The sequence below is a fragment of the Aestuarium sp. genome (assembly GCF_023253315.1).
Taxonomy (GTDB): domain Bacteria; phylum Pseudomonadota; class Alphaproteobacteria; order Rhodobacterales; family Rhodobacteraceae; genus Marivivens; species Marivivens donghaensis.
This window is the reverse complement of the sequence record NZ_JALRGW010000001.1, coordinates 221,215-245,591: the sequence shown is the minus strand read 5'-3', so window position 1 is coordinate 245,591 and position 24,377 is coordinate 221,215. Positions and strand designations below refer to the sequence as shown.

At 59.0% G+C, this 24,377-nt stretch carries 31 protein-coding genes; 13 read left to right on the top strand and 18 right to left on the bottom strand.

Going from position 1 to position 24,377, the window contains the following annotated elements; translation table 11 throughout:
- Positions 1 to 133 precede the first annotated feature (133 nt).
- Positions 134 to 1,168, top strand: coding sequence for an aldo/keto reductase (locus tag AC1QQ2_RS01285; protein ID WP_249945410.1), 1,035 nt, complete (start codon positions 134 to 136; stop codon positions 1,166 to 1,168).
- Positions 1,168 to 1,650 carry a lipocalin/fatty acid-binding family protein gene (locus tag AC1QQ2_RS01280; RefSeq protein ID WP_479711779.1) on the top strand — a complete coding sequence of 161 codons (483 nt, stop codon included), beginning with the start codon at positions 1,168 to 1,170 and terminating at the stop codon, positions 1,648 to 1,650. Before AC1QQ2_RS01285 ends, AC1QQ2_RS01280 begins: the two co-directional genes overlap by 1 nt.
- Here the strand turns inward: AC1QQ2_RS01280 and AC1QQ2_RS01275 are convergent.
- Both AC1QQ2_RS01275 and AC1QQ2_RS01270 read right to left on the bottom strand, forming a co-directional pair.
- Positions 1,644 to 2,330, bottom strand: a complete 687-nt coding sequence (locus tag AC1QQ2_RS01275; RefSeq protein ID WP_479711778.1) for an NUDIX hydrolase — start codon at positions 2,328 to 2,330, stop codon at positions 1,644 to 1,646. The genes AC1QQ2_RS01280 and AC1QQ2_RS01275 overlap by 7 nt on opposite strands.
- A gap of 17 nt (positions 2,331 to 2,347) precedes the next feature.
- Complete coding sequence (locus tag AC1QQ2_RS01270) at positions 2,348 to 2,737, bottom strand: DUF983 domain-containing protein (protein WP_105234699.1); 390 nt, start codon at positions 2,735 to 2,737, stop codon at positions 2,348 to 2,350.
- 201 nt (positions 2,738 to 2,938) lie between these two features.
- Here AC1QQ2_RS01270 and AC1QQ2_RS01265 point away from each other — a divergent pair, with 201 nt between their 5' ends.
- The 4 genes from AC1QQ2_RS01265 (at position 2,939) to AC1QQ2_RS01250 (ending at position 4,989) form a co-directional block, all read left to right on the top strand.
- A complete protein-coding gene (locus tag AC1QQ2_RS01265) occupies positions 2,939 to 3,481 on the top strand; it encodes an EF-hand domain-containing protein (RefSeq protein WP_438987475.1) in 543 nt (180 codons plus the stop codon).
- A gap of 83 nt (positions 3,482 to 3,564) precedes the next feature.
- Positions 3,565 to 4,155 carry an RNA polymerase sigma factor gene (locus AC1QQ2_RS01260; RefSeq protein WP_479711777.1) on the top strand — a complete coding sequence of 197 codons (591 nt, stop codon included), beginning with the start codon at positions 3,565 to 3,567 and terminating at the stop codon, positions 4,153 to 4,155.
- Positions 4,145 to 4,510 carry a hypothetical protein gene (locus AC1QQ2_RS01255; protein WP_479711776.1) on the top strand — a complete coding sequence of 122 codons (366 nt, stop codon included), beginning with the start codon at positions 4,145 to 4,147 and terminating at the stop codon, positions 4,508 to 4,510. The genes AC1QQ2_RS01260 and AC1QQ2_RS01255 overlap by 11 nt, the downstream gene beginning before the upstream one ends.
- A gap of 2 nt (positions 4,511 to 4,512) precedes the next feature.
- Complete coding sequence (locus tag AC1QQ2_RS01250) at positions 4,513 to 4,989, top strand: periplasmic heavy metal sensor (protein WP_479711775.1); 477 nt, start codon at positions 4,513 to 4,515, stop codon at positions 4,987 to 4,989.
- Here AC1QQ2_RS01250 and AC1QQ2_RS01245 read toward each other — a convergent pair.
- On the bottom strand, positions 4,986 to 6,368 hold the full coding sequence (locus tag AC1QQ2_RS01245) for a diguanylate cyclase (protein ID WP_479711774.1): 1,383 nt from the start codon (positions 6,366 to 6,368) through the stop codon (positions 4,986 to 4,988). The two genes, AC1QQ2_RS01250 and AC1QQ2_RS01245, sit on opposite strands and share 4 nt — an antisense overlap.
- Before the next feature lie 77 nt (positions 6,369 to 6,445).
- Here AC1QQ2_RS01245 and AC1QQ2_RS01240 point away from each other — a divergent pair, with 77 nt between their 5' ends.
- Both AC1QQ2_RS01240 and AC1QQ2_RS01235 read left to right on the top strand, forming a co-directional pair.
- Entirely contained in the window at positions 6,446 to 6,724 is a 279-nt protein-coding gene (locus tag AC1QQ2_RS01240; RefSeq protein ID WP_105234705.1) for a DUF3572 domain-containing protein, read from the top strand.
- 9 nt (positions 6,725 to 6,733) lie between these two features.
- Positions 6,734 to 7,432 (top strand): HAD family hydrolase, encoded by a 699-nt coding sequence (locus AC1QQ2_RS01235; protein WP_479711773.1) that lies wholly within the window; start codon positions 6,734 to 6,736, stop codon positions 7,430 to 7,432.
- Here AC1QQ2_RS01235 and AC1QQ2_RS01230 read toward each other — a convergent pair.
- Together AC1QQ2_RS01230 and AC1QQ2_RS01225 are read right to left on the bottom strand one after the other, a co-directional pair.
- Positions 7,429 to 8,019, bottom strand: a complete 591-nt coding sequence (locus tag AC1QQ2_RS01230) for a TetR/AcrR family transcriptional regulator (protein WP_105234707.1) — start codon at positions 8,017 to 8,019, stop codon at positions 7,429 to 7,431. The genes AC1QQ2_RS01235 and AC1QQ2_RS01230 overlap by 4 nt on opposite strands.
- Before the next feature lie 89 nt (positions 8,020 to 8,108).
- Positions 8,109 to 8,993: a zinc ABC transporter substrate-binding protein gene (locus AC1QQ2_RS01225; protein ID WP_479711772.1), complete on the bottom strand. Its 885-nt coding sequence runs from the start codon at positions 8,991 to 8,993 to the stop codon at positions 8,109 to 8,111.
- Between the two features lie 65 nt (positions 8,994 to 9,058).
- On the opposite strand from AC1QQ2_RS01225, the gene AC1QQ2_RS01220 reads away from it, so the two are divergent.
- The 3 genes from AC1QQ2_RS01220 to AC1QQ2_RS01210 are packed head-to-tail and all read left to right on the top strand — an operon-like array spanning position 9,059 to position 11,063.
- On the top strand, positions 9,059 to 9,538 hold the full coding sequence (locus AC1QQ2_RS01220) for a transcriptional repressor (protein WP_479711771.1): 480 nt from the start codon (positions 9,059 to 9,061) through the stop codon (positions 9,536 to 9,538).
- A complete protein-coding gene (locus AC1QQ2_RS01215; RefSeq protein WP_479711770.1) occupies positions 9,535 to 10,281 on the top strand; it encodes an ATP-binding cassette domain-containing protein in 747 nt (248 codons plus the stop codon). Before AC1QQ2_RS01220 ends, AC1QQ2_RS01215 begins: the two co-directional genes overlap by 4 nt.
- Entirely contained in the window at positions 10,281 to 11,063 is a 783-nt protein-coding gene (locus AC1QQ2_RS01210) for a metal ABC transporter permease (protein WP_479711769.1), read from the top strand. Before AC1QQ2_RS01215 ends, AC1QQ2_RS01210 begins: the two co-directional genes overlap by 1 nt.
- An 11-nt stretch (positions 11,064 to 11,074) precedes the next feature.
- Here AC1QQ2_RS01210 and AC1QQ2_RS01205 read toward each other — a convergent pair whose 3' ends face one another.
- From AC1QQ2_RS01205 to AC1QQ2_RS01190, 4 genes are all read right to left on the bottom strand, one after another.
- Complete coding sequence (locus AC1QQ2_RS01205; RefSeq protein WP_479711768.1) at positions 11,075 to 12,127, bottom strand: aspartate-semialdehyde dehydrogenase; 1,053 nt, start codon at positions 12,125 to 12,127, stop codon at positions 11,075 to 11,077.
- Positions 12,128 to 12,345: 218 nt separating this feature from the next.
- Positions 12,346 to 12,783, bottom strand: a complete 438-nt coding sequence (gene dtd / locus AC1QQ2_RS01200; RefSeq protein ID WP_479711767.1) for a D-aminoacyl-tRNA deacylase — start codon at positions 12,781 to 12,783, stop codon at positions 12,346 to 12,348.
- Positions 12,780 to 13,697: a carbohydrate kinase family protein gene (locus AC1QQ2_RS01195; RefSeq protein ID WP_479711766.1), complete on the bottom strand. Its 918-nt coding sequence runs from the start codon at positions 13,695 to 13,697 to the stop codon at positions 12,780 to 12,782. Before AC1QQ2_RS01195 ends, dtd begins: the two co-directional genes overlap by 4 nt.
- 80 nt (positions 13,698 to 13,777) lie before the next feature.
- The gene (locus tag AC1QQ2_RS01190; protein WP_479711765.1) at positions 13,778 to 14,866 is read right to left on the bottom strand and encodes a TFIIB-type zinc ribbon-containing protein; all 1,089 of its coding nucleotides are present in this window, start codon (positions 14,864 to 14,866) and stop codon (positions 13,778 to 13,780) included.
- A 79-nt stretch (positions 14,867 to 14,945) separates the two neighbouring features.
- On the opposite strand from AC1QQ2_RS01190, the gene AC1QQ2_RS01185 reads away from it, so the two are divergent.
- Positions 14,946 to 15,347 carry a CZB domain-containing protein gene (locus AC1QQ2_RS01185; RefSeq protein ID WP_479711764.1) on the top strand — a complete coding sequence of 134 codons (402 nt, stop codon included), beginning with the start codon at positions 14,946 to 14,948 and terminating at the stop codon, positions 15,345 to 15,347.
- On the opposite strand, the gene AC1QQ2_RS01180 is transcribed toward AC1QQ2_RS01185, so the two are convergent.
- From AC1QQ2_RS01180 to AC1QQ2_RS01160, 5 genes are all read right to left on the bottom strand, one after another.
- Entirely contained in the window at positions 15,348 to 16,457 is a 1,110-nt protein-coding gene (locus tag AC1QQ2_RS01180; protein ID WP_479711763.1) for an SPFH domain-containing protein, read from the bottom strand.
- Positions 16,458 to 16,473: 16 nt separating this feature from the next.
- A complete protein-coding gene (locus AC1QQ2_RS01175) occupies positions 16,474 to 17,421 on the bottom strand; it encodes a DUF2927 domain-containing protein (RefSeq protein WP_479711762.1) in 948 nt (315 codons plus the stop codon).
- Complete coding sequence (locus tag AC1QQ2_RS01170) at positions 17,422 to 18,612, bottom strand: toxic anion resistance protein (RefSeq protein WP_479711761.1); 1,191 nt, start codon at positions 18,610 to 18,612, stop codon at positions 17,422 to 17,424.
- 26 nt (positions 18,613 to 18,638) lie between these two features.
- Entirely contained in the window at positions 18,639 to 19,517 is an 879-nt protein-coding gene (locus AC1QQ2_RS01165; RefSeq protein ID WP_479711760.1) for a 5-bromo-4-chloroindolyl phosphate hydrolysis family protein, read from the bottom strand.
- A 219-nt stretch (positions 19,518 to 19,736) separates the two neighbouring features.
- Positions 19,737 to 20,543: a pseudouridine synthase gene (locus AC1QQ2_RS01160; RefSeq protein WP_479711759.1), complete on the bottom strand. Its 807-nt coding sequence runs from the start codon at positions 20,541 to 20,543 to the stop codon at positions 19,737 to 19,739.
- A 166-nt stretch (positions 20,544 to 20,709) separates the two neighbouring features.
- Between AC1QQ2_RS01160 and AC1QQ2_RS01155 the strand changes: the two genes are divergently transcribed.
- Positions 20,710 to 21,159 (top strand): nucleoside deaminase, encoded by a 450-nt coding sequence (locus tag AC1QQ2_RS01155; RefSeq protein ID WP_438987628.1) that lies wholly within the window; start codon positions 20,710 to 20,712, stop codon positions 21,157 to 21,159.
- On the opposite strand, the gene AC1QQ2_RS01150 is transcribed toward AC1QQ2_RS01155, so the two are convergent.
- From AC1QQ2_RS01150 to gatC, 4 genes are read right to left on the bottom strand one after another with little or no spacing between them, the layout of a single operon-like run.
- Positions 21,156 to 21,809: an N-acetylmuramoyl-L-alanine amidase gene (locus AC1QQ2_RS01150; RefSeq protein WP_479711758.1), complete on the bottom strand. Its 654-nt coding sequence runs from the start codon at positions 21,807 to 21,809 to the stop codon at positions 21,156 to 21,158. The genes AC1QQ2_RS01155 and AC1QQ2_RS01150 overlap by 4 nt on opposite strands.
- Positions 21,810 to 21,817: 8 nt before the next feature.
- Positions 21,818 to 22,528 carry a hypothetical protein gene (locus AC1QQ2_RS01145; RefSeq protein ID WP_479711757.1) on the bottom strand — a complete coding sequence of 237 codons (711 nt, stop codon included), beginning with the start codon at positions 22,526 to 22,528 and terminating at the stop codon, positions 21,818 to 21,820.
- Positions 22,529 to 22,561: 33 nt separating this feature from the next.
- Positions 22,562 to 24,040, bottom strand: a complete 1,479-nt coding sequence (gatA, locus tag AC1QQ2_RS01140; RefSeq protein WP_105234723.1) for an Asp-tRNA(Asn)/Glu-tRNA(Gln) amidotransferase subunit GatA — start codon at positions 24,038 to 24,040, stop codon at positions 22,562 to 22,564.
- Positions 24,040 to 24,327, bottom strand: coding sequence for an Asp-tRNA(Asn)/Glu-tRNA(Gln) amidotransferase subunit GatC (gene gatC, locus AC1QQ2_RS01135; protein ID WP_479711756.1), 288 nt, complete (start codon positions 24,325 to 24,327; stop codon positions 24,040 to 24,042). Before gatC ends, gatA begins: the two co-directional genes overlap by 1 nt.
- Positions 24,328 to 24,377 lie beyond the last annotated feature (50 nt).

The window sequence follows — 24,377 nt, the reverse complement described above, 5'->3', positions numbered from 1 at the left end:
CGATCCAAAGGGCGCCGAACAGGGCGCCCTTTTTCTGTGCACTAACGCAGAGTCATCACCTCGCCTGAGGGGTTGCGCCGACGGGCGGGACGGTTAGGGTTGCGCTAACAATTTTCTACGCGGGATTTACCACATGAACATGCTGCAACTCGGCCGGACGGGTATCGAAGTTTCTGATTGGTGCCTCGGCACGATGACCTATAGCCGCCAAACAGACCAAGACGACGCGTTTCGACAGATGGATATGGCGCTTGAGGCGGGTATCAATTTCTTTGACGTTGCAGAGATGTATCCAGTGAACCCTGTCTTGAAAGAGACGATGGGCGATTCCGAAAAGGTTCTCGGCAATTGGTTCGCCGCGACGGGCCGTCGTAGCGAAGTTGTCGTTGCCTCTAAGATTTGCGGTGACAGTGGGTTCCGCCCCGGTGGGTATAATGGAAAATCGTTCGAAGAGGCGCTCGATGTAACGCTGTCGCGCCTGCAGACGGATTACATCGACCTCTATCAATTGCATTGGCCGAACCGTGGTAGTTACCACTTCCGTCAGAACTGGGGCTTTGATCCGTCCAAACAGGACACCGCAAAGGTTGAGGCCAATATGATCGAAACGCTCGAAGCGGCGGATCGTGCGATGAAAGCTGGCAAAATGCGGGCGATTGGTCTGTCGAATGAATCCGCTTGGGGCACGATGAAGTGGCTGGCCTTGGCTGAAAAACATGGCCTACCGCGGATGGCGACGATGCAGAACGAATATTCGCTTTTGTGCCGCCTCTATGACACCGATATGGCGGAACTTTCCGTGCACGAAGACATCACGCTGTTGTCCTATTCGCCTTTGGCTGCTGGGCTTCTGACAGGCAAATACCAGAACGGCGCAGTGCCCGAAGGGTCGCGTCTGTCGCTCAACGGTGATCTGGGCGGACGCAAGACCGACCGTGCCTTTGCCGCGACCCAAGCCTACCTCGATCTGGCGGCCAAACATGGTATCGATCCCGTGCATATGGCGATGGCGTGGCAGCGCCGCCGTCCGTTCCCGATCTCGGCCATCTTTGGTGCGACGACGGCAGAGCAGTTGGCGCATCTTCTCGCGGGCGATCAGGTATCGCTCTCGGATGAGGTGATGAAAGAGATCGACGCGGTTCACCGCCAGCACCCGATGCCCTACTGATGAAATCCCTTCTGGCCCTGTCCGTCCTCTGTACGAGCCTGATTGCCTGTGCAAAGGCAGGGCCAGAAACCATAACCAGCTATCGGGACCGCAATGTTCCGATTGCCTCGCGGGCGGTGTTTGATCCCGCTTCGTTTGAAGGGAACTGGCGTGTCGTTGCTGGGTTTCCCAATGCCGATACCCCCGATTGTGACCCCGTTCTTTCCGTTGATCGCACGATGATCCTGACGGGCTGTTCGGGTGGGAATGCCTATGCGGGCGGCCCAGCGCGGTATCTGGGGCAGGGGCGATACACAGTGGATGCCGATCCGATGTGGGTGCTCTGGCTGGCCGAAGATGGTCAAGCCGCCGTTATCGGCACACCTGACGGATCAATGGGCGCGATCCTTGCGCGGGACACGATCAGCGCGGATCGTTATCGCGCTGCGGTCACGATGCTCGACTTCAACGGATATAAGACGGACTATCTGCTGCGTTACTGATCGAACGGGGATTTCCCGCCCAGTCGCGTGACCAGATGGGCCTCATCATCGTTGCGGAAAAAAGGAACGAGGTCGGGCGCGCCAGCGTTGTGCAGGTTCTTTGCAATCTCGGCCAAAACGACCTCTGTGATAAAGGGCAGGTCAAAGCTGCGCGCTTGATCCAGCGGCACCCATTGCAGGTGGCGTAATTCGTCCTCAGCCCCAGAAAAATCGTCGGGGTCCGTGGCGAGCCGTTCTGCATCGACGAGCAAGAACCGCGCGTCAAAGCGACGAGGGCGACCTTCGGGCGTGACGGCGCGGAAGACGAACTCTAGACCAGACGGGTCAGGTAGATAGCCCGCAGCGGCAAAGCCACGCCAGCCTTGCGGCGCGTCAGGCCAGTCGCCCTTTGTCCCGATGATCTGTCCTGTTTCCTCCCACAATTCGCGGATGGCTGCGGCGATGATCGTGGTGGCGGTGAGGTCGCTGTCTTCGTTCAGGCGGGACTGTGTTGGCTCTGACAAGTCCGCGGCCATCGGCACCAGCCCATCGTTCGGATCAATCGCGCCACCTGGAAAAACGAACTTGTCTGGCATGAACGCCGCAGAGGATCCGCGCTGCCCCATGAGGACCGCAGGATTGGTCAAACGATCACGGATTACGATGATTGTTGCAGCGTTGCGGAGTGCGGATTTGTCCATCGTGTTCCCTTTCGGGATCAGGCGTTGCCGAACCCATGCATGCGTTTCGCCCATTGCATCGCAACAATGAAGCCCTTGAACCTCGGAAGAAGATAGAGCGACAGCGCAACACAGCCAACCGTAAATCCAGTTGCCATGACCAGAGGTTCGGGGCGGAATTGAATAAAGATCACATGCATCAAGATACCCATCAGGTGACCAACGATCAGGATGGTCAGATAGGCGGGGCCATCGTCAGCGCGGTGATGCGAAAGCTCTTCACGGCAGACAGGGCATTGGTCGGCAACCTTGAGGTAGCCCACAAACATATGTCCTTCGCCACAAGAGGGACACTTGCGACGCAAACCACGCAGCACCGCTGTCTTGGTGTCGCGTTCTTCGATGATGGCTTCGACGTGTTGAGTCATGCAGCTCTCCTTGGCGTAGACCCCTTCCTGATCCTTTCGTCGTAAAAAATAAAGAGGGCAATCGGTCCTTGCGGCCCGATGTCGCAAAGGCCTCTGAGGCGTGCCGAAAAAATCTGCGACGGAAAGTCAAAGCTGCCCCGTATTAAGGTCAACCCAGGCAGTTGAGGGCCTTGGGGAGAAACCTCGAAAAGGAATACAAAAATGAAAACCAAACTTATCATTGCGGCAGTTGTTGCTGGTCTTGCTGCTACCTCTGTTTCGGCTGCTGGCTTTGGTCGCGGCGACGATGCCGGTCGAATGGGTGGCCGTATGATGCAGGCGCCGATGGATTTTGCATCGCTTGATACCGACGGTGACGGCGTTCTGACCTTGGAAGAACTGCAAGCGATGCCAGCCGCGAAGTTTGCAGAAGCGGATACCGATGGTTCGGGCACCCTGAGCCAAGACGAAGTTGCCGCAATGGTCACCGCCCAGATGGAGCAGATGGCTGCGAACCGCGCCCAGATGATGATCGCAGAGCGTGACACAGATGGTGACGGCGTTTTGTCTGCTGAAGAGCTTCAGCCGAACAGCGGTCAGGGTCTGGCGATGATGTTCGCACGTCTCGACGCGGATGCGGATGGCACAGTGACGGCCGAAGAATTCCAAACCGCGCAGGCCCAGATGGGTCAGCGGATGCAGCGTGGTGGCGAAGGCCACGGTGATCACGAGCGCGGTGGGTTCTTTGGTCGCCAAAGCCACTAATCGCTAGAATAGCGTCGGTGGCCTGCCAAACAGGTGGGCCACTGATTGCAGCATTCGAAAAGACCAGATACCCCTGACGGTTAATGGATATGGCCTTTGATCAATATGATGGCGCGCCAGACGGAGCGCTCTTGGTGGCTTTCGCCAATGGTGACCGCGCGGCGGCACGCCTGTTGGCGATCCGATTGACGCCCCGCGCCTTGGGGCAGGCCTACCGCATGTTGACCGACCGTGCCGAGGCCGAGGACGTGGTCCAAGACGCGCTGATGCGGTTGTGGAAAATCGCACCAGAGTGGCGACAGGGTGAGGCGCAGGTGTCCACTTGGCTCTACCGTGTTGTGGCGAACCTTTGCACTGACAGACTGCGGCGGCGCAACCGCAATGTCGGGATTGATCAGATCGCAGAACCCGAGGACCCGACGCCAAGTGTGACGGACCGAATGCAAGATGATGCGCGCCAAAAGGCGCTGACGGATGCCTTGGCGTCCTTGCCTGACCGACAGGCGCAAGCGGTGGCTTTGCGTCACCTTGAAGGGCTTGGTAATCCTGAGATTGCCGAGATTATGGAAATAAGCGTTGAGGCCGTAGAGAGCCTGACGTCTCGTGGAAAACGCGCCCTTGCAGCGATACTCGCTGGGCGCAAAGCGGAATTGGGGTTTGATGATGACCGATAAACGGACTGACCTGACCGATCTTGAACTCGATGATCTGTTCGCCTCTGCGCGGACGACTGACCCCGATCCGCACAATGATTTCATGGCGCGTCTCTTTGCCGACATTGACGACGTGGCCGATGGGTTTGAACAGGTCACTTTGCCGACAGAGGAACGCCGTTCGCTCGTGGCTTCGCTGTGGGCCGCGCTGGGCGGATGGGCTGGAGCCTCTGGTCTGGCGGCGGCGGCTGCGGCGGGCGTGTGGATCGGGATTTCCCCGCCTGCGAGCCTTAGCTCTGTGACAGATGTAATTTGGGCCGATAGCGTTGATGTATCGCTATTCGCCTCCGAAGATATTCTCGGATTGGAGGGTTAACTATGACCACCGATAAACCAAAGAGCCGGATGCGTCCGGGTCTGCGTATCCTGCTGATCGCCTCGCTTGCGCTCAACGTGATGATCATCGGCGTCGTGGCTGGCGGCATTATGAAAGGCCGCGCACCGGGGCCGTTCGGCGGATTCGATATGACCATCGGGCCGTTCGCGAATGCTTTGGGTGATGACGACCGTCGTGCCATTCGGTCCGAACTACGCGGACGCCACGACATTCGTCCGCCCCGCTACGAGGACCGCATCGCCGCGATGGAGGGGTTCTTGGCGGTTGTTCGCGCCGACGACTTTGACCCTGCCGCGATTGAAACGATGTTTGCCGAACAGCGCGCCCGTGCCAGCAACGCGATGGAGGCAGGTCAGCAGGCACTGCTCAATCGGATCACAGCGATGGACAGCGACGAACGGGCACGGTTTGCGGATCGTTTAGAGCGCGAATTGAGACATGGCGGTGACCGCCGCTAGGCCGCTGTTCGCGCCAGTGTCACCGCATTGCGGCCCGATGATTTGCTGTCATAGAGGGCCGCATCTGCGCGTTCGATGACGTCGGTGACATCACCGTCGTCACCCATGCCCAAGGCAACGCCGATCGACAGCGTAACCCCCACGGGCATTTTTCCAGAACCAATCGATAGGGGCGTGTTCTGCACGATGTCGCGGATACGCTCTGCCATTTTGCGGGCTTGTTCAACGGGCGTGTCGGGGAGGGCGATCAGGAACTCTTCGCCGCCGATCCGTGCGACCAGATCCACGCTACGCAAGTTATCCCGTAGAATGTCAGCAACCCCCGCAATGACCCGATCCCCAGCGCTATGGCCAAAGCTGTCGTTCACCAGTTTAAAATGATCAATGTCGAGCGCCATAACCGCGAAACTGCGCCCTGTGGATTTTGAACGCTCAGCCATGGCGCGAAGGTGCGGGATCGCGTAGCGGCGGTTGTAGAGCCCCGTTAGTGGATCGGTCACCGCGGCCTTTAACCCCGTTTGAACCGTGTCCCGCAATTGCGCCATCCGTTGCTTGCGCCGAATGAGTTTACGGGCACGCAGGCCGATTTCGGCGGCACTCGCATGGGACGGCACCACATCATTCGCGCCAATGTCGAGCGCCATAGGGGACAGGTCGCTTCCCGCGTTGGGGGTGATCAGGAGTTGGGCGGCATGGCGCGTGTCTGTGCGGCTCCGCAAATCAGCAATGAGGCGGAACAACTGGCGATCATCGGTGTCAGGGTCGAACCCGCGTGCGTCGATGATAAAGAGATCAGGCACCTTGCCTTGGGCCATGAGCACATCTTCGGGTGTTTTTTGATGAACCGAGGCTGCGAGCGCCGCGCCGAGTTCACGGCAGAGCGTCGCTGACTGCTCTGGCTGGGACGCGATCAGGGTCACAGCGCCCGCCGCCACGTAAACCTCCGTCGTTTCGGCAAAGCCCAATGCGCGGCTGGTATCATCACGCAGCCGCAATTCGTCGTCCGCTGCACGGGCGCGCAATAGGCTGCGGATACGGGCCAAGAGCATCTGATCTGACATCGGTTTTTCCAGCACGTCATCCGCCCCGCAGATCAACGCGTCGAGCCGCTGTGCAGGGTTGTCGAAATATCCCGTGGCGATGATCGGGATATGACGGGTGTCCGCCGTGTCCCGTAGATCCTGACAAAATTCGCGCAGGGCAGGGGGCAATTGGGTCATCTCGATCAGGCAGAGGTCAAAGCCACCCTCGTTCATCGCCTCATGGGCTTCTGCAACATTGGCACAGGGTGTCACCTGATATTGCGCCGAGGCCAGTTTGACCTTGAGCACGATGCGGTTCGTGGCAACTGTATCGATGATGAGGATTCGTCCCGCCATTCTGGTTCTCCACGGCTGTGGGTTAAGGATGCGGCGAAAATGGTTAAGAAACTCTTGCACAGACGTTGGAATTCCAAATGAACCGTGAACAGGCAGAGACAATCGCCCTTCGGGCCCTTGGCTGGTTGGCCGCAAATGATGACCTGTGTCCTGTGTTTTTGGGCGCAACGGGGGCGTCGATTGATGACATCCGCACGCAGGCCACGGAACCAGCATTTCTCGCCTCGGTTCTCGATTTTCTGACCATGGATGATGAGTGGGTCGTGCAGATGTGTGATGCGCTGGAACTGCCCTACGAAACCCCGCTTCAGGCGCGATACGCACTGCCTGGCGCTGAAAACGTCCACTGGACCTGAGGAACAGCCATGACTGCCATCCAAGGCGTCGTCTTTGACAAAGACGGCACGCTCTATGATTTCAATGCGACGTGGGGGGCGTGGACGCTTGGTCTTTTGACCGAAGAAGTGGGCGACGATCCTGTGCGTTTGGCGAAATTGGCGGATGTGATGGGCTACGACATGGCGAACCGTAGGTTCCGCAAAGACAGCATTGTGATTGCCAGCACCGCCTCAGAGGTTGCCGATGCGATCATGCCGTATCTGCCGCCCCAGCCCAAAGCTGAGCTGATCGCCCGCATGAATGCCCGCGCCGCCACAGCACCACAGGTAGAAGCGGCACCTTTAGCCGATTATCTGGATGGGTTGCGCGGTATGGGCCTAAAGCTCGGCGTAGCGACGAACGATTCCGAGGCACCTGCACGGGCGCACCTCGCTGCGTCGAATGTGGTGGATCGGTTCGACTTTATCGCAGGCTACGATAGTGGCTTTGGTGGGAAACCCGCAGCGGGTCAGTTGATCGCCTTTTGCGAGGCGACGGGGCTTGCGCCTGAGGCTTGCGTGATGGTGGGGGACAGCACCCATGACCTTCATGCGGGACGGGCGGCAGGAATGCGCACAGTGGCAGTGCTCACGGGACTTGCAGAGGCGCCAGAACTGGCACCCCATGCCGACGTGGTCTTACCGTCGATTGCTGAACTGCCCGCGTGGATCGCAGCGCAGGGTTAAGCGATCAGTTTCAGGACGATATCGCGGGCGCGGTCAGAGCGCGCTTTGACGTCTGTCTCTGACAGCATTGGCAGAACGCCGATCACGCGGCGGATTTGCAGGTCACTGATCAAGATGTCGAGGTAGAGTTCTGCGGCTTCATAGCCCGTCATGCCCTTAGGCTCTGAAAGGTCGAATACCTGCGCGAGGATCGGAAGGATCGCATCGCGTCCACCTTCGGTAATCGTGCGGCCCAGCATACCCGTGTCATGCACATCGCCCGCCGCAGCACGGTTGAGCACAATCGTGCGCTGGCTCGTCAACATCTGGAGCAGCTGAGGCCCAAAGGTATCGAGGATCGCAGCGAGGTCCTGATCCCCTTCGAGGCTGGAAACGAGCAGTTCGCGGGACGCAGCCACACTGCGTTCGACCATCGACAGGAAGAGACCCTGTTTGTTGCCATACCACTTATAGAGCGTTTCGTTCGACGCCTTTGCGCGTTTGGCAACTTCGAGCATAGAGGTCGCCTTGTAGCCCTTGAGCGACAACAAACCATAGGCTGCCGTTTCAATCTGAATACGGCGGTCGTTCTGTTTGGGTTCGTCCATTGGTGCCTCTTTGCCTCATGCTCGGGTGTATCGAGCAATACGGCAAAAAGGTGACCAACTTGCTTATGAGCATACGAATGCTCTGGCGCCTATTCTTTGAGGCAGTCCGCAAGCACCGTCGCAATATCCAGCATGATCCCAGTGGAGCGGATCGGACCATCGGGGAGGGCCGCACCTTGGGGGTCGACCATCGCGACCTTGGCTCCTGTTCCCTCGGCCACGACCTGCGCCCATTTCGGGGAGGTTTGCGGGTCAACGAGGATACACGTCACGTCCAAATCCTGCATGATCTGGCGGAGTTCAATGATACGCGCAGCCCCCGGTGCCGAGGCATCGCTGATCGTGATTGCGCCCGCGGCAGGCATGTCGAAGGCCCGTTCGAAATATCCCAGAGCATCATGTGACACGACATACTGTCCGCCGCGCACATCGGCGAGCAGGTCCTCAACAGCGGATTGGGTTTCGATAATCGCCGTGGTCTGTGTGGCCGCGTTAAACTGGTAGGTGGCTGCGTTGGTAGGGTCCAATTGGCCGAGCGTATTAGCCAGCGTCATGACCCAAGCGCTCTGCACATCAGGGGCGAGCCACGCGTGGGGATCAACGGCGCCGTGGTCATGTTCGTCGTGATCGTCATGGTGGTCGAGTTCAATCGGAAGCCAACCTTCGGTGTCCAACAATTCAACGACCGTGGCGTCCTTGGCGAGTGTCTCAATCGGGTCCTCAAGGAAAGGGGTGAGGCCATGCCCAACCCAGACCACAACATCCGCATTTTCCAACGCAATCGCATCCGATGGGCGCATCGCGTAGTCATGCGGGCTTGCCCCTGCAGGGAGCAGAACCTCCACCTCTGCCAGATCCCCCACGACGGCCTGAACCATCGACTGTATCGGCGCTGTATCCGTCACAATGCGGAGCGGCTCTGCCTGTAGGGATGTGGCGGCGAGGGAAAGTGCGGTAGCTAGACGAATCGACATCGGGGCCTCTTGTGGTTGCAGGTCGGCGTCGATATACTGGTGATGTTATAACATAACAAGATGCCATGCCCCATAAAATCAGCGGTTTTGCGCCGCACGATCATACCAGTTGTATTCATTCGGCGCTTCAGGCGGCTGAAAACGCCTGTGCAGAACGCGGGGCGCAGTTCACGCCTGTGCGTCGTCGGGTTCTTGAAATATTGCTCGAATCCCATCGCGCGTTGGGGGCCTATGATGTCCTCGCACGGCTCACGACCGAAGGGTTGGGGTCTAAGCCCCCCGTGGCTTACCGCGCGCTTGGGTTTCTGGTTGAACAGGGGTTTGCGCATCGGATCGAACGGCTCAATGCTTTTGTCGCCTGCACACATCCCGGTGCGACCCATGATCCCGCGTTCATGATTTGCCGCGCCTGTCACAAGGTCGCCGAAGCCGAAACCGCGCCGTCCGTTCTATCGGACGCAATCGGGGATAGCGGTTTTAGCATCGAACAGACCGTGATCGAGGCCGAGGGCCTGTGCCCCGCATGCCAAGAGGACCACTCATGAGCCTTTTGACCGCACAGAACATCCACGTCCGCCATGGTGCGGCGACGGTTTTGCACAACGTCAGCTTTGCCATCCACAAGGGCGAGATTGTCACCATTGTCGGTCCTAACGGATCGGGAAAATCGACGCTCCTCCGCACGCTCATTGGGGCGCTGCAGCCGACCTCTGGACAGGTGGTGCGCAAGGCTGGGCTAAAGATCGGATACGTCCCGCAGAAACTGCATGTGGACGCGACGATGCCGATGACGGTGCGGCGGTTCTTGGACCTGCCGACGCGGGTCACGGATGCCGAGGCCGAAGCCGCGTTGACGCGAACGGGCGTTGCGGGGATCGGCACACGCCCATTGGACGGGTTGTCAGGCGGACAGTTCCAGCGGGTTCTTTTGGCACGAGCGATCCTGTCGTCACCTGATATTCTGATGCTGGATGAGGCGACGCAGGGCCTTGATCAACCGGGGTCGGCGGCGTTTTATCAATTGATCGAAGACTTGCGCGATAGCCTCGGCTGTGCGGTTCTGATGGTGAGCCACGAACTTCACGTTGTGATGAGCGCCTCGGACCGTGTGATTTGCCTTAACGGTCACGTCTGTTGCGAAGGCACGCCAGAGGTCGTTTCCGCTGCGCCTGAATATCGTCAGTTGTTCGGCACAGGGACCAAAGGGGCGCTCGCGCTTTATCGCCATGATCACGACCACGGGCATGACCACGATCATCCCCATTGCCATCACGAGGACGCACACTGATGCTCAGCGATTTCATTATGCGTGCGGCACTCGCGGGCGTTGGAACGGCGGTTGCGGCGGGGTTCCTCGGGTCGTTCGTTGTCTGGCGGCGGATGGCCTATTTCGGCGATGCGACCGCCCACGCGGCGGTTTTGGGTGTGGCGATTGCGCTGGGATTTCAAGTGTCGATCTTGGGCAGCGTGGGTGTTGTGGCGGTGCTGATGGCGGTCGGCCTCTGGGCGCTGACAGGGCGCGGCTTTGCTGCCGATACGGTGCTGGGCGTCTTGTCTCACGGAGCCTTGGCGCTGGGCCTTTTGGCGGTCGCACTGGTGCCCTCGGCGCGGGTTGATCTGGATACCTATTTGTTCGGCGATGTCCTGACGGTGAGCAAGACAGATCTGGCGGTGATCTGGGGTGGCGCGGCTGTGGTCGTGGGCGTCCTCGCGTGGCGCTGGTCGCGGATGCTAACCGCAACGGTGTCGCCCGATCTGGCCTATGCGGCGGGTATTGATCCGCGTCGTGAACAGCTTATCCTCACGCTCCTACTTGCAGGCGTTGTGGCCGTGTCGATCAAGGTCGTCGGCGCGCTTTTGATCACCGCACTCCTCATCATTCCGGCCGCCGCAGCCCGTAACCTGTCCCGCACACCCGAAGCGATGGCGGTCATTGCGGTCATCTGTGGGATCATTGCCGCGCTTGGCGGAGTGGGGTTGTCCTTTACCCTCAACACCCAAGCAGGCCCGTCGATTGTCTGCACGGCGGCGGCTCTGTTTGTGCTGAGCCTGTTGCGCCGCCGTGCGTGACCTTATTCATCTCAGGCCGCTTTAGCGGTCTGAGTGAGCAGCGTTTCCGCAATCTGCACCGCGTTCAGCGCAGCCCCTTTGAGCAACTGATCGCCCGATACGAACATCGCGATGGTTTGGCCCGTCGGATCACCGAGGTCCGTGCGAATGCGGCCGACCAGAACGTCTTCAATCCCTGAGGCTTCGGACGGCATCGGGAAATGGTTCGCGTCACGGTTATCGACAAGCCGAACACCCGCAGCGTTTTCCAACTGTGCACGCACGGACTCCGGCGACACATACTGATCAAACCGCACCGAAATCGCGAGCGAATGGGCGCGAAGTACAGGAACGCGCACGCAGGTGATCCCAATGGGCAGACGCGGATGGGCGAGGATGCGGCGGGTTTCCTCAACGACCTTCAGTTCTTCGCCATTGTAACCCGTTTCGGGATCAATCTCGGCGTTGTGGCTAAAGAGGTTAAAGGCGTAGGGATGCGGCAGGACGGTCGGGGAATGGGCCTCGCCGTTTAGGGCAGCGGCGGTCGCGTCACGCAGTTCCTCCATCGCGGCGGCACCAGCGCCTGAAGCGGATTGATAGGTCACGATGTTGAGGCGCGAGATTGACCAGCAGCGTTGAAGCGGGGCGAGGGCAACCGTGGCAATTGCGGCAACGCAGTTGGGGTTCGCGATGATGCCCGCATGTGGAGTGAGCGCGCGACCGTTGGCCTCTGGCACGATCAGCGGAACGGTTGGGTCCATGCGGAATGCGGACGAGTTGTCGATCACCACAGCGCCCGCCCGCACCGCAATCGGCGCAAAGCGGCGCGAGATCGTTGCGCCCGCAGAAAAGAACACAATATCGCAGCCAGCAAAGCTCTGCTCGGTCAGTTCTTCGACGATCAGGTCGTTGCCGCGAAAGGCGATGCGCTGACCTGCCGAACGGGCAGAGGCCAACAGACGAAGAGAGGATACGGGAAATCCAAGGCTCTCTAGGCTGCGGATCAATTCGATGCCGACAGCACCCGTTGCGCCAACAATGGCAACGACTGGGGCGGCGTAGGGCGGTTCAACATGCACGTTCATAGTCTCACTCTTTTTTCAGAGGAGGCGGATTGGGAACGCTTTGGCTGTGTCGCTGAAACCCCATCCGTCTCCGGCGGGGTTTGTTTTGCTTAGATCCGATCAGACCATGCAAAAACGTCCCCCGCCAGAGCGGTGGTCATCTTGGTCATGGTTTTCTTCATCAGGATCGACATGGGACGCTGGTTAGCAGCGATTCCCCAGTTCGCGCAATGGTTTTGTTAAACCTCGGTCCAGATCGTTACTGGGCCGTCATTGATCAGCGACACTTTCATGTCCGCGCCAAAGCGACCGCAGGCCGTCGGAATGCCGAGTTTCGCGACCTCGTCCTTGAACATCTCATAGAGACGTTCGCCTTCGTCGGGGCGGGCGGCGGTCGAAAATCCGGGGCGGTTTCCGCGCGAGGTATCGGCAGAGAGGGTGAACTGGCTGACGATAAGGGCGCTGCCGCCCACATCAACCAGCGATTTGTTCATCTTGCCTTCGTCATCTTTGAAGATGCGCATCTTGGACAGTTTTGCCGCCAGTTTGGCCGGCTTTTCGTCTGTGTCACCGTCCATCGCGCAAACGAGTACGAGCATCCCATGGCCAATTTCGCCGACGGTTTCGCCGTCGATTTTGACTGATGCTTCGGATACGCGTTGAACGAGGGCTCTCACAGTTCATTGCTCCACGGTGGGTTAGCGCCAGCGCGGCTGACGGTCACGGCGGCGGCACGGTTGCCCAGCGATAGGGCGGTGCGGATTGTGTCCTCGTCCAGTTCAGCGACGGCAGCTTTGGTCAGTTTGCCGGCCGACTGAAGGGACGCCAGAACGCCCGCGTTGAACGTGTCACCAGCACCCACAGTATCCACAACGGTCGCTTTTTGCGCTTCGACAAAAACGACGTTCTCGGCGGTGATACCGTAAGAACCTTTGGCCCCTTCGGTGATGCAAACGAGTTTTGCCCCGTTGCTGATCAGCTTCTTTGCGTGATCCATCATGTCGCCTTCGCCAAAGAGCCACGTCAGATCTTCGTCGGACACTTTGATGATGTCGGCCACGGACAGCATACCTTCAATCCGTGCGCGGTAGGTGGCCTCATCACGGATAAAGCCTGGACGGATGTTCGGGTCGATCATGATGACCTTGTTTGCGGCCTCGCGATGGCAGAGCGCCTCGTAGGTTGCGCCGCAGGGATCGACGGGCAGCGAGATGCCGCCAAAGAACAGGGTATCCGCTGTGACCTCGGTCGGCAGATCGTCCTTGGACAACATGCGGCCTGCGGTGTTCTCATCGTAGAACGCATAGGTCGCTTGACCGTCTACCAGTTTGATAAAGGCCACGGTCGAGGGGCGGTCCGAATAGACGACAGCCGAGGTGTCGACCTTTGAATTGACGAGCGTTTCGGTGAGCAGATCGCCCATCATGTCCTGCGCGATGCCAGAGTAGAAACCCGTCTCTGCACCCAAACGACCCAGCGCAATCGCGGTGTTAAACACAGCACCACCCGCGTAGGGAGCATAGCATGCCTCACCCTCGGTCGAGGTGCGGGGCAACATATCAATCAGGGCTTCACCGCAGCACAGGATCATTTCGGGCCTCATCTGGTAGCGTTAACAGTGGACCTCTGGGTGCCTCTAAAACACCAATTAGTCAAGTCATCTGATTAAACTTACTTGTTCTGCGCTACAACGTATCCCACGCCTGCCGCGACAATCAGACCTATGATCGAAGCAAAGGCGATTTTCCAAGCAGAGTAGGGGCGTTCGCCTTGCACCTTGCCCGTCTGACCGTTGACCACAAACCGATAGGTTTTCCCGCGATATTTATAGGCTGCCAACCAAACGGGCAGAAGGATGTGTTTGAAGGTGACATCGCTGATCGAGGTGTTGATGCTATGCACCTTCTGACGGTCACCACCGATATCGAATTTCACATCCCGAAGGATCATCGCATCCATATAGGCGCGGGCTTCGGTGTAGCCTTCCTCAAGGCTGATCTGATAGCCCTCGGCACGGAACCCTGCGAGGAAATCGGGCGAATAGGGCTGAAGCTCGGACAGGTTCCACGGCTGAAGCCCGTCCGTATAGCGTTTCGGCAGCGATTTGGACGCAAGCACCAGCACATCGTCAAAGAACCGCGCCACGCGCCCAGAGGCACGCCGCCATTTGGTGTGACGCTGGCGCACAGTCTGAGATTTCCCGTTCCGAACAACGCGATGGGTTGTGTAATAATCGTCACCCCGTTCGCCTGTGTAGCTCGACTTTGTATCCGCGTCATAGGTCCAGTAGGGGACGTAGATACCGTTGAGCTTGCGACCCTTACGGGCATATTCCTGCAATCCGTTCGGCGCAAACCACAACTGGCCCAGCCATTTCGTCATCGCATCGCGCGCTTGCTTTTCATCGAGCCCGAACGGCAACAACGCCTTGGGTTTGATGTGACGATGGGTGCCCGTGTCCGTCACCACAGGCGTCGCACAGAACGGGCATTCAACAGCGTGATCTTTTTCGTGAATTTCCACCTGCGCCCCACAGTTGGGGCAGGTGCTGACACGGGTTTCTTCGATCTCGGCTTGGGGGAGTTGATGGCGGATGGCCTGTTCAAAATCCAACTCTTTTATCGCCGTGCCCGCATAGTCGCCCTTTTCCACAGCCTCGCTATGCCCACAAAAATCGCAGACCAATTTGTTCTGAACTGGGTCAAACCGCAGGTCAGCGCCGCATTGTTCGCAGGGAAAACGGTGTTCTTGAACAGTCATTCGAAATCCTTGGGCTGTGCCACTAATATAGTGGTCTGCTGACCCGTTCTACAGTCACGAGTAACAAAGGTGTCCGTGTATGACGATAAAAACCGGGGCGAAAATTGATGCGGCGCAGATTGATGCTGCATTGGCTGCACATGCTGAGTGGAAAAACCGCCTGTCAAAGGCCGCGACGGATAAAAACCGCGATTTGCCTGTCGGGACGATCTGTCGAGACGACCGCTGCGCCTTTGGGGAATGGTTCTATGCTCGGCCAAAAGTCGATCAACTCCAACCCTGTCCTCACCATGTCCGCAGGCTTCATGCGGCGTTCCATATGATGGCTGGGAATATTGCACTGGATATCGCTGTCGGTGACTTTCAGGTCGCATTGGATAAAATCCATTCGGCCAATTTTCGTCGGATGAGCGATGATCTAGCCACCGCTCTATCCGCGTGGAAATCCATGGACGACGCACAGGGGCGGCGGTCCGCCTAATTACGGCAGCGGCGGCGGGGGCGGTGCGACGGTGAACAAAAGTGCGAGCTCTGTATCGCCCGCAGGTTTCCAGCCGTCCTGACCAGCGGTCCAGACCAGTGTTTCGCGAGTCAATGCGCCGTCACCAGCCATGCGGCCCAGTGATGCCTTAGAAAACGGGCCTTTGGTTTCGCCTTTGTCCGCGATGTGCCAGACCTTTTCGACGGGCGGCGGCGGAGGCGCAATAGGGGCGACCTGCGGAGCGGTTTGTGGAACAGCGCCCCACGGACCCGACATTGCCTGACCCATGGCCATGCCCATACCAGCGCCCATGCCTGTTGCCATAGCCGAACCCGCACCAGAGGCCGGATTGCCCATCGCCTCTGCTGCGCGCCATTTCATGTGGTCATCCAGATTACCAGCGATCCCACGGCTCGTGCGGGCATCGAGCGCTGCCTCAACCGCCTCTGGCAGGCTGATGTTTTCAATGTAGAACTCAGGGATTTCAAGGCCATAGGCCGCGATGGTTGGCGCGATGGCCTTGTTTACCAAGGCCGCCACATCGGCTGTGTTGGCGGCCATATCCAGAACTGGAATACCTGACGATGCGATCGCACGGCTGAATTCTTGGACGATGATGTTGCGGATTTGGAAGCTGATCTCGTCCATTGTGAATTCGCCGTCGGTGCCGACGATTTCGGTCATGAATTTCGCAGGATCAGACACCTTGATTGTGTAGGTGCCAAAGGCGCGAATACGGGTCGGGCCAAACTCAGGGTCGCGCAGCATGATCGGGTTTTTCGTGCCCCATTTGAGGTCCGAAAAACGGGTGGTGTTGATGTAGTAAATCTCGCTCTTGAACGGCGATTGGAACCCGTGGTCCCAATGCTGGAGCGAGGTCATGATCGGCATGTTGTTCGTTTCAAGCATGTAGAGACCAGGCTGGAACACATCCGCCAGTTGCCCCTCATGAATGAACACCGCGGCCTGACCTTCGCGGACGGTCAGCTTTGCACCGTATTTGATTTCGTGGCCTTCGCGTTCAAACCGCCAAACCATCGTGTCGCGGGTGTCGTCGGTCCAATGAATAACGTCGATGAATTGACCGGACAGAAAATCCAAAATGCCCATACGAGGCTCCTTTCAATTACACAGGTCCGCCGACCAGCTCTGCTGCGATCTGGCGGACGATGGGTGTGGCCTCGGCTTCGGTCATGCCAGTGCTGAGGCGCGGATCGTAAAGTATCTTCAACAAAAGTTCGTCGTGTCGGGTGAGCAGCGCGAATTCGTCGTCATCATTGAAAATCGACGGACGCGCACGCGGGCTGTCGTTGGCAAGGCCAAGCCCCTGCGACAGTTCCTCGTGATAGCATGACTGCCGCATCAATTCTGGATGCTCGGCGCGAATGATCGCAACCGCGCTTTGGTAGGTGTGGCCGTCGGCTTTGAAGGTGCCAATCACGACGCATAACTGATCGCGCGGCAGGTTCACCGCATAGCGCAGCGAACTGTCGTCGATCGACGGGATCAAGCTGCGGATCAAGGGACCCGCCGCGAGTCGGTCGTCCTCGTTCAGGATCAGGACGTGGAAATTGCCGCCGTTGCTGACTTGATTAATGCGCAGACCCGTGATGGAGGCCAGCCGCGATGCAAAGGACGTGATATAACGACGGTCGGACGCGATGATGTCAGACGGCACGTTCGCGCCAAACTGCACGTTCATCTGGATCGGTTGATCCCAGCGCCGCAGCGCCGACGACGTGGCACGTGCCCGAAGCGAGCCGCCACTGGTCGTGTATTCGTCAAACAGCGCAATGCGGATGAAATTCGCGGTCAGTTGTGTGTCGGTAAAGGGCGCGTCAACGTGCCCGTCATCCGTTCGCATCAACCCTTGGGCCAGCGCATTTCGTTCGAGGCGCTGATAGTAGAGCGACAGAAGTTGGCTCTGCTGCGATGGGCCCTCCAACTCCGCCTCTGGCGAAGGGGCTACGGGTTCAGGCGGTGCAGTTGTCGGAGGTGGGGACGGCATGTCCACACATGCAGCGAGCATAAGCCCAGCCGCTGCCATAGAAAATCGCCGTCCCCGTCCGTTCATTTATGCGCCTGTCGAAGTGCCGATGTTGTACCCAGTAGCATTGCCGCGTGCCTTGGCGCTGGCAAGAGTCTCTTTGAGTTCGGACTCCATACGCTGCAGTTCAACCTCTGCTTCGGCACGTTTACGCTTGCCTTCGTCGGCAATCTCGAGGCTTTCGTTGATCGTCGCGATAAGGGTCGCGTTGGCCTTTTTGACCGCTTCGATATCGAACACGCCGCGTTCCATTTCTTCGCGAACGACCTTGTTCGCTTGACGCAGGTTGTCAGCGTTGGCAGTCAACAGTTCGTTGGTCAGGTCGTTTGCCTCGCGAACGGCTTTGGCCGCTTCGGCAGAGCGTTGGATGGTGACAGCCTGTGCCAGTTGGGTTTCCCAGAGCGGCACGGTGTTCACGAGGGTCGAGTTGATCTTTGTCACCAGCGATTTGTCGTTTTCCTGAACCAGACGGATCGACGGCAGCGACTGCATTGTGACCTGACGGGTGAGCTTCAGGTCGTGCACACGGCGCTCCAGATCGTCGCGGGCAGAGCGCAGGTCGCGGAGTTCTTGGGCAACCATCACACCGTCACCTTCGGGGGCTGCAGCAACTTCGGCTTCTTTGGCGGGAATGGTATCCTCGTCCAGTTCTTTCAGTTTTGCCTCGCCCGCAGAGATATAGAGCGCGAGTTCATCGTAGAAGGTCAGCGTGCGTTCATAGAGCACATCAAGGCTTTCGATGTCTTTGAGTAGGGTATGTTCGTGCATCAACAGATCATCGGTGATCTTGTCGATCTGGCCCTGAACGGTTTCAAAACGAGCCGCGAATTTCGCCATCGGTGCGGCGCGGCCCAGCAGTTTTTCCCAGAAGGTGCGTTCGCGGCGCACATCCAGTTCAGAGACCGAGAACCCACGGATCGTGGTTACGATGTTGCGCAGGCTGTCACCTGCGGGGCCAACGTCCTTGTTGCGGACGCCTTGCAGCATCGATTGCGAGATTTCCTGCAGCTCTGCCTGAGCGGACGAACCAAAGCGCACGATGGAGTTGGTATCGCTCATATCCAGTTCGGAAATGCGTTTTGTGATCTCCGCGCTGGTGGTCTCGTCGGCCTGATCCAAGGCCACAATCTCTGTTCCCGGTTCTGCCAAAACAACGGCGGTCACTTTTTCAACATTGGCCAAGCTGGCCTCGGCTTTGGTGCGAATATCTTGGGACATAATGGTTCTCCGTCACATTGACTTTGTTAAAGCGGCTTTACGCCTTCGCGTTGCAGTCTGTCGCGCAACACTTTGATTTCAATATCCATATCGCTGCGATCGTCGGTCAGCATCTTGTCGGTGCGTGCCGCAAAATTCTGTTCGAGGTCGATGAGCAGCTGTTCGTAATCTGCGCGGGCGCTCTGATCGCCCGTTCTCTTATAAAGGTCTGCAAACTTGGCCGAAGCATCGCGTGCCCCCATCAGATAGACGCCCAGATATTTGCGGGCGCCTGTGAGGTCGCGGGGGTCTTCTTCGACGGTGCGGATCATGCGGCGAGCAATGGATTGGAATGTCGCAATCCGACCGTCCAAGGCACGATCCTTAAGCGTGGAAATATGGGCAGCCATCGCGGCGAGGTAATCTTCGGCGTCATCTACGACACGGGCTACGCGGTCCTGCTGGAAGTCATCTATGCCTTCCATGCGTTTGTTTTTAAGCGGGTCGAGGCCAAATGCGACGAGGTAGAGCGCTGTCGCCACGATCCCAAAGGCAGGTGCGGCCAGCACAGGCGATCCACTGCGGATCGACGCCAAGGCCACCGCGACCCCGATCAGAACCGACCCGATGATTTTACGCGGTAGAGCAGGGCGGCGGGCAATGGCGCGGGCGTTATAAGCGGCCTCAGCGCGGAGCCCTTCGCGGGTGAGCCATGCGGAGAGCAACATCAGCGCGGCAGCTGAGAGGCCGACGATCATCAATGTCGCCCCTTCGCGGATCGACACGAAACCGAGCATGGCCGCAGGGATAAAGAGAACATTCGCACGCGCACCCGCCGCGTCTTTGACCCGATGATCGGGGGCTGCGGGGGTAGACGGGGACTGTTGCGATTGTGGGCTGTATTTGCCGCCGTATTTCTGCGCCATCACAGACCTCCGATCCAGCCAAAGGTTGTGCCGAAGAGCAGCATGATCAAAAGCGCGAATGCGATGTTCTTAACAGATTTGGGCATCAAGACCTTCCACACGTAATCAAGAGGACTAGCCCCTTAACGCAACATCCGCATGACGTTGCGCCTGTGGTAGCCCCCAAGTTCCCAATACGTAACATGGACCCTGCAACTGTCGGTAGCAAGGCCTTGAATGTTATGGTTTGCGCGGCGGACGTGGTTTGCGGTTGCGCACGGGTTTTGGTTTCGGCGTCTCTGTCGGGTTTTGGTCGTTGTCCCACCCCATCTGATCCCGAAGAACGCGGCGTTTGACTTCTTCGACTTCGCCCGGTTTGAGGTTGCCCAATTGGAACGGACCGTAGGAGACGCGAAGCAGGCGGTTCACTGTGGCGTTCACGGCCATCATCGCCTTACGGATTTCGCGGTTTTTGCCTTCGCGTAGCGCGATGGTGTACCACGCGTTCGCGCCTTGCTGACGGTCAAAGCCAACTTCCATCGGTGCGTATTTCACGCCGTCTACGGTGATACCACGGCGCAGCGCGTCGATGTCGATTTTCGACCCATCGCCTTTGACGCGGACGCGGTAACGACGCAGCCAGCCCGTGGCGGGCAATTCCAGCTTGCGTTTCAGTTCCCCGTCGTTGGTCAGCAGCAACAAGCCTTCGGAGTTCAAGTCGAGGCGTCCCACGCTCATCACGCGCGGCATGTCTTCGGGGAGCGCACCAAAGACCGTATCACGGCCTTTCTCATCACGTTCTGTCGTCACAAGACCAGCGGGTTTGTGATAGAGCCATAGACGCGCGGGTTCGGGTTCCGACACGGGTTTGCCGTCGACGATGATGCGGTCACCGCTGCTCACGTTTAGGGCAGGGCTGTCGATGACGACCCCGTTCACCTTTACGCGGCCTTCCGCGATCATACGTTCGGCTTCACGTCGGGATGCGACGCCTGCGCGAGAAAGAACTTTGGCGATGCGGTCGCCGTCCGGTGTTTGCGTGCTCATACCCGTCCCATAGCGCCTAAGCGGGTTGCGGCGCAATCATCCCTGAAGGGCAGGTGCGAAAATACTGAGCTGGCAAGGGGGGCGCTGCCCCCCTTAGACCCCCCGGGATATTTGCGGCACAAAGGCAGGGGCTTGCACATTGGGCTGTGGCGGCACAAAAGAAGGAATGACATTCACGAGCTACATGGATCAGGCGCTAGACGAGGCGCGATTGGCCGCCGCGCGCGGCGAAGTTCCCGTGGGTGCGGTGATTGTTGCGCCTGATGGATCGGTCGTGGCGCGGGCGGGGAATAGGACGCGCGAGTTGTCGGACCCCACGGCCCATGCGGAAACGCTGGCGATCCGCGAGGCCTGTGCGCAGTTGGGGAGCGAGCGTTTGGTGGGGCATGACCTCTATGTGACGTTAGAGCCGTGCCCGATGTGTGCTGCGGTCATTTCTTTTGCGCGGATCGGGCGGCTTTATTATGGGGCGGCGGATCCGAAATCAGGTGGCGTGGCACAAGGGCCGCGGGTGTTTTCGCATTCCCAGTGTCATCATGCGCCTGAGGTCTACGATGGCATCGCAGCGCGTGAGGCCGAAGAGATGCTCAAATCGTTTTTCGCAGCAAAGCGTTAAACGGCGGGGAACCGTTTCGCCAGATCGAGCGCTAGTGCCATGTCCGTTCCGTCGAGCGGTCCAGTGTGATGTTGCCTGTGGCGCAGGCGGAAAGCCGATAGGCGCGTATCAGCAGGCACTTGTGGATAGCCGATCGTTGTCAGGAGCGCGTCGAAGGTGGCGGGGTTGACGGGGGCTGTTGGCGTGGCCTTGGCGCGAATAGCGAGACCCTGACGGGCAAGACGGGCCCAATCGAACCGCGCACCCGGATCGATTTTGCGGCCAGGGGCGAGGTCAGAGTGGCCGATCACCCGTTCGGGCGGGATTGACCAGCGCTCCATGATGCCGCTCAGCAAGGTTTCGAGTGCATCCATTTGGGCGGCGGCAAAGGGGGCCGTGCCGATATTGGAGAGCTCAATCCCGATGGACCGAGAATTCACATCCGTGACGCTGCCCCATGCGCCAGCGCCCGCGTGCCATGCACGGTCGGCCTCATCGACGAGTTGGATGACCTCGCCTTGGGTGGTGATGAGGTAATGAGCAGAGACTTCGTGTTCCGGGGAGCACAACACCCGTTCTGCCGCATCGCAATCGGCCATCGCGGTGTAGTGGATCACAACGAGGTCGGGCCGCGCGTTGTCACGTCGCGGCCCGAAATTGGGGGATGTCACCTTGCGGATCAGTTGCCGCTCGAACGAGCTGCGGCGATGTAGGGGGCCGGATCCCAGCCACAGGCAAAGCCGTCGCCATCAGGATCGAGCCCGCGCGGATCGCGGTCAGGCCCACCACGGGCGAGGAAGTCACGCTGCGCCTCATCCGCGCTGGCGTATTTGGCGCAGTTGCGCAGGAACCGACCTTCGCCAGAGAGCATGAAACGGCTATACCATTCTTGACCTTTGGTGTTCGGCGCAGTGAGCGCGTATTCCACGATGTTCGGGCCAGAGGCGACGCGGGTCGGCAGCGCGGTCGGCTGCACCACTTCGTATTGCGAGGCCAGAGCCGCACGGCGTTCTGCGTCAGACTGGATGGTTTCACGAGCCGAGACGGCTTGGAAGTCCTGTTCGTCCGATAGGTTTGCGCCGATCAGGGTCGGGGCTGCGTTGCTCGGCGAGGCTTCAACACCTGTGCTGCGCACGTAGGTGGCGGTGCCGTCACCAGAGGTTTCAGGCAGAATACCAGCAGAGATCAGCTGACCCGTTGGGATCGCTTGGGATGTGTTGGTGGTCGACGACAGTGATGTCGATTGCACAGGCGCACCTGTCAGCGCGTTTTCGCGCTGCCAATCCAATGGATCACCAAAGCCGGGACCATTGCTGGCCGGAACGGTCTCTCCACAAGCGACCAGAACCGAAAGCGCCGATCCAACCAACCACAGTTTATTCACACCCATACCGTGACCCTCTAATCCCAGACTTATCGCCGTTTACCACCACTTCTGTGGCTTGGCTACAAATCCGGTGGACCCTTCGAGAGAATAGGCGATGTTCAGCAGATCAGCCTCTTCCCACGGTTTGCCGATCAGCTGCAGGCCAAGCGGCAGGCCGTTCGCATCCAGACCCGCAGGCACGGACACACCCGGAAGACCCGCGAGGTTCAGCGTCACGGTGAACACGTCGTTGAGATACATCTGCACTGGATCAGCATCCGACACTTCGCCGATGCCAAAGGCAGGCGACGGGGTGGTCGGGGCGAGGATCGCGTCAACGCCGCTTGCAAACACGTTTTCAAAGTCGCGCTTGATCAGGGTGCGGACCTTGCGGGCGCGGTTGTAGTAGGCGTCGTAGAAACCAGCTGAGAGCACATAGGTGCCGACCATGATGCGGCGCTGCACTTCGGCGCCAAATCCTTCGGCGCGGGTTTTTTCGTACATCTCGTTGATGCCGTCGCCAGCGCCGAGCGTGGCGCGGTGACCAAACCGCACGCCGTCATAGCGCGCGAGGTTCGACGAGGCCTCAGCAGGCGCAATCACGTAGTAGGCAGGCAACGCGTATTTGGTGTGCGGCAGGCTCACGTCAACGACCTTAGCGCCCGCATCACGGAGCATGTCTGCCCCTTTGTCCCAAAGACCTGCAATCTCAGCGTTCAGGCCGTCCAGACGGTATTCGCGCGGAATACCGATGGTTTTGCCTTTGATGTCGCCTGTGAGGGCGGCTTCGAAATCAGGAACGGCAATGTCGGCGCTGGTGCTGTCGCGCATGTCGTGGCCCGACATTGCGGTGAGCATGATCGCGGTATCGCGGACGGTTTTGGTCATCGGGCCAGCTTGGTCCAGCGAGGACGCATAGGCGACAATGCCATAGCGCGACACACGGCCGTAGGTTGGGCGGATGCCAACGGTGCCAGTAAAGGCCGCAGGCTGACGGATAGAACCGCCTGTGTCAGTGCCGATCGCACCGATGCAAAGGTCAGCGGCAACAGCCGACGCCGAACCACCCGAGGACCCACCCGGTGTCAGTTGACGGTCATCGACCTTCCACGGGTTCACGGACGGGCCGTAAGCCGAATGTTCGTTCGACGACCCCATGGCGAATTCGTCCATGTTCGTCTTACCCAGCATAACCGCGCCGTTTTCAAACAGCTTGGTCGTGACGGTGCTATCGTATTCAGGTTTGAAACCCTTGAGGATTCCCGACGCTGCTTGGGTGTCGACACCTTTGACGCAGAACAGGTCTTTGATCCCGAGAGGGATACCCGACAGGGCAGGGGCGTCCGCGTAACCGCGCGCATCCGCTGCTTTGGCCTGTTCCATCGCCAGTTCTGGGGTCTTGTGAACCACAGCATTCAGAACGCCTTGGGCGTCGATGGCGGCCAGACAGGCTTCGGTCAGGGCGACAGAGGTTGTTTCGCCTTTTTTCAGCGCATCACGCGCCTCGGCGATGGTGAGTTTGTTCAGATCGGTCATTATTCCACCACCTTCGGCACAGCAAAGAACCCTTCACGCGCATCGGGCGCGTTTTTCAGCACGGCTTGCTGCTGGTTGCCATCAGTCACGACATCGTCGCGGCGTTTCAGGCGTTGTGGCGTGACAGAGGTCATCGGTTCGATGCCATCTACATCCACTTCTTCCAGTTGCTCGATAAAGCCGAGGATGGCGCTGAATTCTTGCGCCAGTGCGGGCAGTGCGTCTTCTTCCACCTTGATGCGGGCCAGTTTGGCCACGCGGCGGGCGGTATCCGTGTCAATCGACATGGGCCTCTCCGAATATTTGGGTCGTTGTCGCGTTTAACGCCGCAGGCCAG